This is a genomic window from Streptomyces sp. UNOC14_S4 (assembly GCF_020740835.1).
Classification (GTDB): domain Bacteria; phylum Actinomycetota; class Actinomycetes; order Streptomycetales; family Streptomycetaceae; genus Streptomyces.
In genome coordinates this window covers 1-1,205 of the sequence record NZ_JAINFC010000938.1, presented here as the reverse complement: position 1 = coordinate 1,205, position 1,205 = coordinate 1, and the positions used below count along the sequence as shown (strand labels likewise).

Sequence of the window (1,205 nt, the reverse complement as noted above, 5' to 3'; positions counted from 1 at the left end):
CCCTCGTACTCCTCCCCCCAGATTCCCTTCACGCCGCTACCGTCATATGCGGGCGCCATAGCGGCGAAGACGTATGAGGGGACGTGCGTGCGATGAGTCTCGGCGACGACGGCTACGGCCCGGACTCCGGACGTCAAGGGGGTGACTACGGCGAATTCGGCGGCACCGACCGCCACCTGACCCGCACCCGCCTCCCGGAGGGCGAGACCGACCCGTACGGCCCACCACGCCGCGCCCGCGGCGGGCACATGTCCAGCCGCAACGTGATGACGGTCGTCGGCGTCGTGGTCCTCCTCATCGCGGCGATCGCCTTCGCGAACCGGGGGGATTCGTCGTCGGACGACGGGGATTCGATGAGCAGTCACCCGAACGGGCAAGCGACTGCACCGACCGGCACAAAACCCGTCGGCGCCAAGACCGGAGGAATTGCGTCCGGGTTCGCTCACACGGAGCAGGGAGCCCAGTCGGCCGCGTCGAACTTCGCCGTGGCTCTGGGCGGGGACGGCATGTTCAGAACGGACACCCGCCACTCGATCGTGGACACCGTCTACACCCCCGACGCGGCGGCATCGTTGCAGGGCCAGATGGACAAGGCCTACGGCGCCGACTTCCTCAAGAACGTCGGCCTGAATCCCGACGGCTCCGCGCCGAAGGGCCTGACCTTCGTCTCCCGTACCGTTCCCGTGGGTTCGAAGGCCACTGCGTACAACGACGGCGAAGCCACGGTCGAGGTCTGGTGCACCGGCCTGGTCGGCCTGGCCGGACAGGGCTCGACGAAGCCAGTCTCCCAGACGTGGTTCACCATCTCCCAGAAGCTCAGCTGGGTGGACAACGACTGGAAGATCGCTTCATCGAGCCAGAAGCAGGGCCCGGCACCTGTCAGCGGCGATGTGCCCGCCGCGGGAGCCGACGACATCACCAACGCGGTCAAGGGGTTCGGGGGATTCACTTATGCCAGGTAGCCGCCGTCTCCGCGGCGTCTCCGTCCTGTCGGTGCTGGTGACCGCCCAGGTGGCCGTCCTGTCACTGGCTTCGAAGGCCATGGCGGACCCGACGCCGACGCCCTCAGGTCCTACGCCGTCAGCCCCCGCCCCGTCGGCTCCGACGCCGTCGGCTCCGGCCTCGGTGTCGCCCTCCGCCACGCCCTCGCCGGGCGCCAGCCACAGCAAGAGCCCTTGCGACCTGATCTCGGGCCTGGCCAAGGA

The 1,205-nt window shown here is 68.9% G+C and carries 2 protein-coding genes; both read left to right on the top strand.

The features are described from left to right. Nucleotides 1–92 precede the first annotated feature (92 nt). Nucleotides 93–962, top strand: coding sequence for a hypothetical protein (locus K6I34_RS37170; RefSeq protein WP_229332424.1), 870 nt, complete (start codon nt 93–95; stop codon nt 960–962). Then, on the top strand, nt 952–1,205 hold a 254-nt coding region (locus K6I34_RS37165; RefSeq protein WP_229332423.1), incomplete at its 3' end, for a hypothetical protein. The genes K6I34_RS37170 and K6I34_RS37165, both read left to right, overlap by 11 nt.